Origin of the sequence: Synechocystis sp. FACHB-908 (assembly GCF_014698595.1) — a bacterium.
In the GTDB taxonomy this organism is placed as follows: Bacteria; Cyanobacteriota; Cyanobacteriia; order Cyanobacteriales; family Microcystaceae; genus Synechocystis.
The window spans coordinates 71,946-81,650 of sequence record NZ_JACJTH010000033.1; the positions used below are offsets into that span (position 1 = coordinate 71,946).

Here is a 9,705-nt window from a genome sequence, read left to right on the forward strand (position 1 = left end):
GGCCCCCAATCTTGCTAGCTGGGGTTATTAACAGGCTCCCCATTATCTTCCCCGGAGGGAGGGGGTGGATTAGAATCACCTTCCCCTTTCTCCCCCTTCAAAAAGCGAGCCTCAGCCTCTTTGACAAGGGTATAGAGCACCGGCACTAGGAACAAACTAAGAATGGTGGAAATTAGATAACCACCAAAAATAGCCGTTCCCAAGGACCAGCGGCTCATCGCCCCCGCCCCAGAAGCAATTACCAAGGGCCAAAAACCCACCAGCCCGGAAATGGCGGTCATCAGAATCGGTCGCATCCTTTCCTTGGCCGCAAAAGCCGCCGCCTGGGGAATTTTCATGCCCAAATCCATAGCCTGATTACCAAATTCCACAATCAAAATGGCGTTTTTACTAGCTAGACCAATTAACATAACCAAGGCTACCTGGGCGTAAACATTGTTGTTTACCGTGGGCCAAACCATGTTGGTGGCTACCATAAAGTTGGCCCGCAGTAAAATCGCCCCGATCGCCCCGAGAATAGCTAGGGGAACAGTCATCATGATAATGGCGGGATCCACGTAACTTTCGTACTGGGCTGAGAGTACCAGGAACACCATGATGAAGGCTAAACCAAAAATGATCGGAGCCGCCCCCGCCGATTGCAATTCTTCATAGCCCGTACCATACCAGGCATAACCAATGGAATCGGGGAACATCTCCTTAGACAACCTTTCCATGGTTGCCATGGCTTGCCCCGTACTGTAGCCCGCCGCCGGAGAAGCCTGGACATCCACCGCCGGATAAATATTGAAATTGGTCAGAATCGGGGGATAGGTGGTTTGTTTAACATCAATTAAATTGCTGAGCTGAACTAAAGCCCCAGTGCGGGAACGGACATAAAGGCGACCAATATCCCGGGGATTAGAACGGAATTGCCCATCGGCCATGGCATACACCTGATAAAGCCGGCTTTCCATCACAAATTGGTTGATATAGCTAGACCCCATGTAAATACCAATGGTGTTGAACACCTCCGAAATATCAACATTTTGGGCATTGGCCTTTTCCCGATCCACCCCAATTTCTAACAAGGGAGCATTAAAGGTAAATTGGGTAAAAACCGTACGGGGATTGAGAGCCGGTTCCTGGCGCAGCTTTTCCATATATTGCTGGACATAGTCCAAGAAATTTTCCAGGGGCATACCACCCCGGTTTTGGATGTAAAAATCCAGACCCCCTGTGCTACTAAGGCCGTCCACCGGGGGAGCATTAACGGCAAACACCTGGGCATCGGGAATTTTTTGAGCTAACTCTCGGTTAATTTCTGCCAACAGACCGAACACAGACCCCTTTTGCCCGGGGCGTTCGTCCCAATTTTTCAGCTTGACGAAAAAGAGGGATTTACTACTGTCATTGCCTAAAAAGCTAAAGCCCCCCATACCCAGCACATGTTCCACCTCTGGGCGAGCGGAGACAATTTCCGTTGCTTGGGAAATCACATCTTTAGTGTACTCAATAGACACACCGGCGGGGGAGTTGCCCAACATGAAAAAATACCCCTGATCTTCTTCGGGAATAAACCCAGTGGGGGTGATGTTATAGACAATTACTGTGAGGATTAAACTGCCAATAAAAATGGGAATAGCCAGCAGTCTGACCTTTAAAATTGCCGTGATAATATTGCCGTAGCGTTCCTTTAACCAGTCAAAGGTGCGGTTAAAAAGATTGAAAAACCAAGCGAGGGGGCCATGGACCTCTTTTTTGGGCCGCATTAAAATGGCGGACATACTAGGGGAAAAACTGATGGCATTAAAAGTAGATACCGCTACCGCCGAAGCCATAATTACAGCAAATTGCTTATAAACAATCCCCGTAGTACCTGGGAAGAATGTCACAGGGATGAACACAGCCATCAACACCAAAGAGGTGGAAATTACGGCTCCCGTTAGTTCCCCCATGGCATCTAGGGCGGCCTGGAATGGCTTCATGCCTTGATCCAGTTTTACCTCGATCGCCTCCACCACCAAAATACCGTCATCCACCACGAGACCAGTGGCCAGAATTACCCCAAACAGGGTCAACTGGTTCAAGCTAAAACCAAAAGCTAGGGCAAAGGCCATGGCCCCAATCAAAGATACGGGAATGGCCAGGGCTGGGATTAGGGTAGTACGCCAATTTTGTAGGAAGATAAAAATCACTAAAATTACCAGCAAAATGGCTTCAATTAGGGTCAGGGCCGCTTCTTCCAAAGATGCCGTCACAAACAGGGTGTTATCCAAAGCTACCTCTGCATTTAGACCAGGGGGAAATAGGGGCCGTAACTCCGCCATTTTTTCCTTGACCATGTTGGCCGTGTCTAGGGCATTGGTACCGGGCAGTTGATAGATAACAAATGCCACTGCCGGGGCGTTATTGAACAGGGCAGTTTGAATATAGTTTTGGGTACCAATGGTGGCCCTCCCCACATCTTTAATACGAATGAGAGTACCATCATCCCCCACTTTGACGACAATTTGTTCCGCTTCTTCCGGGGTGGTAAAGCGACTCAGGGCCCGGGCATTAATTTGGAAACGTTGTTGATCAGTGACCGGCGGCAGGTTAACCCCCCCTACCCCCACTTGAATGTTTTGGCTCCGAATGGCGTTGGTAACATCGGCCGCGGTTAAGTCCCTAGCGGCCAAGGCATCGGGGTCTAGCCAAAAACGCATGGCATATTCAGAAGCCCCAATTAAAATGGCCGAACCCACCCCGTCAATCCGTTTAATTTCATCCAGCAACACCCGGTCAACAAAGTTACTGACAAAGATGTCGTCATAGATCGGTTTGCCCTGGTCATCGTTTTCTGAGTAAACCCCATAGGCAATGGTGACAGAGGGGGATTGGGTCTGGGTCGTTACCCCCTGGCGGTTGACAACTTCCGGCAAACTGGAAGCGGCGATCGCCACGTTATTTTGGACGAGTACCTGGGCAATGTTGCGGTCCATTTCCACCGGGAAATAGACGTTGATGGTGCTAGTGCCAGTGTTGTCGGTGGTGGAGTTCATATAAATGACTTGCTCCGTACCGTTAATCTGCCGCTCTAGCACAGTGGTGACATTATCCACTGCAGTTTGGGCATCGGAGCCCACATAGTTGGTGGTTACCTGCACCTGTTTGGGGGCCATGTCTGGAAGTTTGGCCAGGGGCAGGAGGGGTAAGGCGATCGCCCCGAGGAGGATGATCACGATGGTGCACACCGTAGTCAGCACGGGGTTTTTGATGAAAACGTTGGAGATACTCAGCAACATAAACCTGGGGGACGGCGGAAAGGTAAACCGGACTCACGGAATCCATTGACGGCAACAGGGGAAAAAAGCTTCCCCTACCCATGGCGATCGCCGGGGGCGGGAATGTCCAGAGTGCAAAGATCCCACCCATCTTAAAGGTTTTTCTGGGGAATGGAGCCAATCCCCAGAGTTTCTTTAAATTTGCCCTGCCCTAGACCCACCGGCGGGGGAAATCCAGAGCCACTTTTTACCCTGATCAGCGCCCCTATTGGATGTTAATCCGGAACTGGAGGTCATTAAAGTCCATATCTCCCCCCCAGAAGCCATCCTCAAATTGGAAGGTATCCCCCAAAACCCGAATGTGATCTGCCTGATCAGGGTTAGCCCCCAGATAGGAGAAGTAATTAAAGACATTGCCGTCGGACTGACTGACGGTGAGGTAAGGAGCAAACAAGCTCCCCCCGGTTAGCTCCAATGCCTGGGTCGTGGTACTGGGGGTAACAGTAAATTGGGCGGCAGTATTTTGCAGCGCCACGGCTTGATAGTTGCCATCACCAGGGTTTAGCAGTTGGCCCGTCAGGGGGTCCGCAATGGCACCAAACTGATTTTCCACCCGATAAAAACCAACGGAGAGCCCAAAGGAAGCATCACCGGTGATTTCGTTGATGCCAAGATTTACGGAGCCACTGAGGGAACGCAGGTCCAATAATTCCCGATTAACAGGATTCTGATCCAACTTAATGACCACGTCGTTGTAGTCAAAGTCTCCTCCTCCTAACATGTCTTCCACCCCAAAGGTGTTATCCGCCAGTAACCGGAAATGATCCAGTCCATCGGGGTTGGCATTGATGTAGCTAAAGAAGGCAACGGGGCCAGCGGCGATCGCCTGGTTGACAGGATTAACCGTCAGGAATTGATTTTCGGTGCCATTGGAAATCAGGAAGGGAGCAATAATTTGCCCTGGGCGAATTTCCCCCCCAATGGGTTGGCCGTTGGAACCAAGGGCAAGACGTTGCCGCACCGCCACTTCAGCATAGTTGGCATCACCGGGGTTGACCAGTTGACCGGTGGTGTAATCCAGCACCGTGCCCTGGGCATTTTGAACCAGGTAGAAACCAACAGTATTGTCATAGGCAGAGTCACTGGCGATCTGAACCCCGATTTGAACGTTTTGATTGCTCGTATTAGCGAAGATCTCCTGTTGAGCTTGCCCTTGGTAGAGCGTCCCCAAGGGAGCCGGTTGGTCTGTCATTGCCACCCGGAAGATAAAGTCATTAAAGTCCCCGTCTCCTCCCTGGGCAATATCTTCCCAAGCAACAACTATCCCCTGACCATCATTACTCGGGATTTGTTGGATTTGATTGCCATTGGCGATCGCCTGACTGAAGAAAACCGGAGTGGATATGGCCCCGGCGGCCTGCTCTCTGAGCACCATATCCAGGGAATTATTCTGGATTAACAGGAAACCAAAACTATCACTAACTTTGAATTCTTCCATAGTCCGGGTCAGGGATTCACCGAAAAGCTGAGTCTGTCCACTGATACCGGTAAATATCACCTGGCTATTGCTTAAGGCCGCTTCCAGATAGCCTGCTTGTCCTGGGGCAATGCCATTGATAGTTCCCTGGCGATCGTCCACCCTGAAAATAGCCACCTCATTTTTGAAATCTCCGTCCACTCCCAGCAGGGTGAATTTGAGATGTTCCTGATTGTCAATGGCAACGCTAGCGGTCCGATTATCCCCATTAACATCGGTGATGGTGTAGGTAAATTGATCAACGAGCCCATTGGCGGTGAAAACTCCCGCGTTAGCGGTGAGGCCAATGGCTGGGGGAACGAAACCTCCCTGGGGCAAAATATTGACCGCAAATCGCAGATCATTGAAATCTCGATCGCCAAAGGCACTATCTTCAAAGCTATAGGTGCCATTGGCAAAACGAACATAGTCCACTTGACCTGGATTGGCATCAATGAGGGCGAAGAAGTGATTCACTTGCCCGTTACCCTGGTCAGACGTTAGGAACGGAGCATAGATGCCGCCTCCAGGTAGTTCAATGGACTGAACTGGATTATCCTTACTGATTTGTAGCCCAGGAATGGCGCTGGCCAGGGCCACATTTCTGTATTCCAGATCTGCCGGGGTTAAAAGTCGCCCAGAAGCCGGATCAAGAATGGTGCCAAAATGATCCAAAACTTGATAGAAGCCGACGGAATTGTTGTAGCTCGCACTGCTGAAAATATCACTGATATCTATGCGTACAGGCCCTGTGGCTGAACGTAAATCCAATAACTCTTCATGGATGTGATAGGTCAAGAAATCGTCACTGAAATTATTGGGGGTGCCATTATCCCGCAGCACCGCCGTACCTTTAAGAGGTTGGGTCAGGTTGGTGATCTGAATGCCCAAGCCCTGATCGTTGGCTAAGACATCGACATTGATGGAGCCAAAACCCAGATCGCCAATGACAACGGTACCCCGATCATCGTTGATAGAAATTAGAGAACTAGTCTTAATTTCAAATTGGCCTACATCGTTGGTATTGCCTGCATTATCCGTTGCTGTGATGGTGTAGGTTCCATCCCCAGTGTTGGCAGGGTTCCCTGTGACAACTCCATTGAAGAAGTCTCCAAACGGATCGCTATCCGGGTCAGATGGGTCAGGGTCAGCGTCAACTAATTTGATTGTGTACGTGGAAGGGTCACCAGGGTTGGCACCGGGAGTTTCCACCACTTCATAGGCATCGGGATCGACGGGATTACCGTCAGGCCCAAGCAACTCAATCTCTAATCCTGACTCACCGCTAAAGGTCAGTTCGGGGTTGCCATTACCGCTCAACAAGTCATCGGCGCCGGTATCAGTTGCGTCAGTGATGTCTAGGGGGCTGAAAGGAGAATTGCCATTGTTGGGAGTACCGGGAGAAGTCGTATCAATTTCAAATTGACCTACATCGTTGGTATTACCTGCATTATCCGTTGCTGTGATGGTGTAAATGCCATCGCCGGTATTGGCCCCATTACCTGTGGGGGAGCCATTGAAGAAGTCTCCAAACGGATCGCTATCTGGGTCAGATGGGTCAGCGTCAATTAACTTGATTGTGTAGGTGGAAGGGTCACCAGGGTTTACACCGGGGGTTTCTAGCACTTCATAGGCATCGGGGTCAACAGAATTACCATCAGACCCAAGCAACTCAATCTCTAATCCTGGTTCACCAGTGAAAGTCAGTTCGGGGTTACCATCACTACTCAACAAGTCATCGGCACCGGTATCAGTTGGGTCAGTGATGTCCAGGGGACTGAAAGGAGAATTGCCATTGTTGGGAGTACCGGGAGAAGTCGTATCAATTTCAAATTGACCTACATCGTTGGTATTGCCTGCATTATCCGTTGCTGTGATGGTGTAGGTTCCATCCCCAGTGTTGGCAGGGTTCCCTGTGACAACTCCATTGAAGAAGTCTCCAAACGGATCGCTATCTGGGTCAGATGGATCAGCGTCAATTAATTTGATTGTGTAGGTGGAAGGGTCACCAGGGTTGGCACCGGGGGTTTCTACCACTTCATAGGCATCGGGATCAACAGGGTTACCATCAGGCCCAAGCAACTCAATCTCTAATCCTGGTTCACCAGTGAAAGTCAGTTCGGGGTTACCATTACTGCTCAACAAGTCATCGGCGCCGGTATCAGTTGCGTCAGTGATGTCCAGGGGGCCGGCATTAGGCGCTGTGGTGTTTAATACGGCACTATCGCTGCCATCAGGACCTTGGTTCCCAGTATTATCCGTTATGAATGCACTCACCGTTAAAGTGGCACCTTCGGCGGGTACTGCTACCTGGGTGGTTACTACTCCGGCGTTGATTTGGGCGGCGGTTAAGACGATGGTTTGGGGAGTGGTGCCATCGCTAATGGTCAGAGTGTCCCCAGCAACTAACCCAGTGGGCAAGGCGATCAATACATCTACTAAGCCATTCAATTCCCCAGCACTGATTAAGCCATCATTATTGGCATCTTCGGCGATCGTGACCACCGGTGCTTCGGGGGCGGTGGTATCTAATACGGCACTATCACGGCCACTGGGACCTTGGTTACCGGCAATATCTGTAACAAAGGCGGTCACCGTTAAAGTAGTACCTGGGTTGGGTACTGCTACCTGGGTGGTTACTACTCCGGCGGTGATTTGGGCGGTGGTGAGGACAATGGTCTGGGGAGTGGTGCCATCGCTAATGGTCAGGGTGTCCCCAGCAACTAACCCAGTGGGCAAGGCGATCGATACATCTACTAGGCCATTCAATTCCCCTGCACTTATGAAGCCGTCATTATTGGTATCTTCCGTAATCGTTACGGTGGGTGCTCCGGGAGCGGTGGTATCTAATACGGCACTATCACGGCCACTGGTACCTTGGTTACCGGCAATATCTGTAACAAAGGCGGTCACCGTTAAAGTAGTACCTGGGTTGGGTACTGCTACCTGGGTGGTTACTACTCCGGCGTTGATTTGGGCGGCGGTTAAGACGATGGTTTGGGGAGTGGTGCCATCGCTGATAGTCAGGATATCCCCTGCTACCACACCACCTGGTATAGCTATAGATACATCCACTAACCCACTCAATTCCCCGACACTAATTAGCCCGTCATTGTTGACGTCTTCCGTAATCGTGACAATCGGTGCTCCGGGCACTGTTGTATCTACGGTATAACTCTCCGTGTCGGTAGCAGTGGTGCTGTTACCGGCTAGGTCGGTGGTGGTGACGCTGGCCTGAATGGTGCGGTCAGGGTCAGCGACTAAGGCGCTACCTGGAACATCGATGCTGAAGGTACCACCATTGGCGACTGCTCCTGTGAAGGTTTGACCACCGATCGCGAGGGTGACAATGTCACCGGCTCTGACGTTGCCACCGACGGTGCCGGTGATCGGAATGAGCTGACCGGCTTCGACGGCATTGATGACATCATCTGCTGTGATGTTGGATGTCAGTGTGATGCTGGCATTGGGTGCTGTGGTGTCGATCGTGACGTTTTGAGTGGCTTGGCTGGTGTTGTTAGCTAAGTCAGTGGTGACAGCAGTGATGACGTAATCCCCTGGAGGGGTGGTGATACCGCTGAGGTCTAGGGTCCAGTTGTTGCCACTGACTGTTAGCTGAGGATTTTCCCCAAAGGTATAGGTCGTGCCGTTAAAGGTCACTGCCAAGGTGTTGGTATCCAGGTTGGTCCAGGTTCCAGCAATGACTAGGGTTTGGTCGTTGGTGACAAAGTCGCCGGGGATGCCGCTGTCAGTGCTGATGCTGGCGATGGCAATGCCTGGTGCATTGGTTTCAATGCGAATGGCTTGAGTATCGGTGGTTGTGTTGCCAGCCAGATCCGTTGTGCTGGCCGTGAGGGTGTAAGTGCCTCCGGCTAAGGTTTCGTTGGCAGTGCGGTCTAGCGACCAGTTGCCATTGGCATCTGCGGTGGTGGTGGCTGTGAAGACAGGGTTGTTGCTGCTGTCGGTGAGGGTTACTGTCACCGTGGCATTGGCATCGGTTGTCCCGCTATAGATCAGGGTTTGATCGTTGGTAATGAAGTCGCCGGGGGTGCCACTGTCGTTTGTGATAGCGGTGATAGCAATGTTGGGAGGAGTGGTGTCAATGACAAACTCATCAACTTCAACACTGTTACCGGCAGCATCGGTTGCAACGATGGTGTAGGTGCCGTCGCCAGTGTTGTCTGGATTATTGGTTGCTACACCATTCGCAAAATCACCAAAGGGATCTGGCTCTCCATTGGGAATTGCATCCAGCAGGATGACAGTGTAGGTAGATCCATTCGCACTGGGTGTCTCTGCGACGGTGTAGGCAGCAGATGGAGCCAGTGCACCATCCGGACCGGTAAGGGTGATGGTGAGTCCAGGTTCACCCGTGAAGGTGAGGACAGGATTGCCATTGCTAGTAATCAAGTCATCTGCGCCGGTATCGGTGTTGTCAGTGATGTCAAGCTCATTAACCGCTGGTGCAACCGTATCAACAGTGATGTTGCGAGTAGCAGGGGTAGCGGGATTCCCAGCGAGATCACTGACAGTAGCTACGACTTCTTCAGTCGCTTCAAAGTTGGCAATGTCTGCGACAGGGATATTGAATGTCCAAGCATTACCAGTAACGGTGGCGGTGTAGGTATTGCCATCAATGGTGACAGTGACGACTTGACCATCTTCAACACCAGTCGTGGTGCCACTGACTGCAACAGGACTACCTGCTTCCACGGCATTGATGATGTCATCAACCGCAATGGCATTGATGGTGACAGTCGGAGCAGTGGTATCAACAGTGATGTTGCGAGTAGCGGGGGTAGCGGGATTCCCGGCTAGGTCACTGACAGTGGCTACGACTTCTTCAGTCGCTTCAAAGTTGGCAATGTCTGCGACAGGGATATTGAATGTCCAAGCATTACCAGTAACGGTGGCGGTGTAGGTATTGCCATCAATGGTGACAGT

At 51.2% G+C, this 9,705-nt stretch carries 2 protein-coding genes; both read right to left on the minus strand.

Annotated features, from left to right (window positions below):
* Window positions 1–14: 14 nt before the first annotated feature.
* A complete protein-coding gene (locus H6G46_RS11515) occupies window positions 15–3,266 on the minus strand; it encodes an efflux RND transporter permease subunit (protein ID WP_010873317.1) in 3,252 nt (1,083 codons plus the stop codon).
* 244 nt (window positions 3,267–3,510) lie between these two features.
* Window positions 3,511–9,705: DUF4114 domain-containing protein (locus tag H6G46_RS11520; RefSeq protein ID WP_190759859.1), on the minus strand; the 6,195-nt coding region annotated here is incomplete at its 5' end.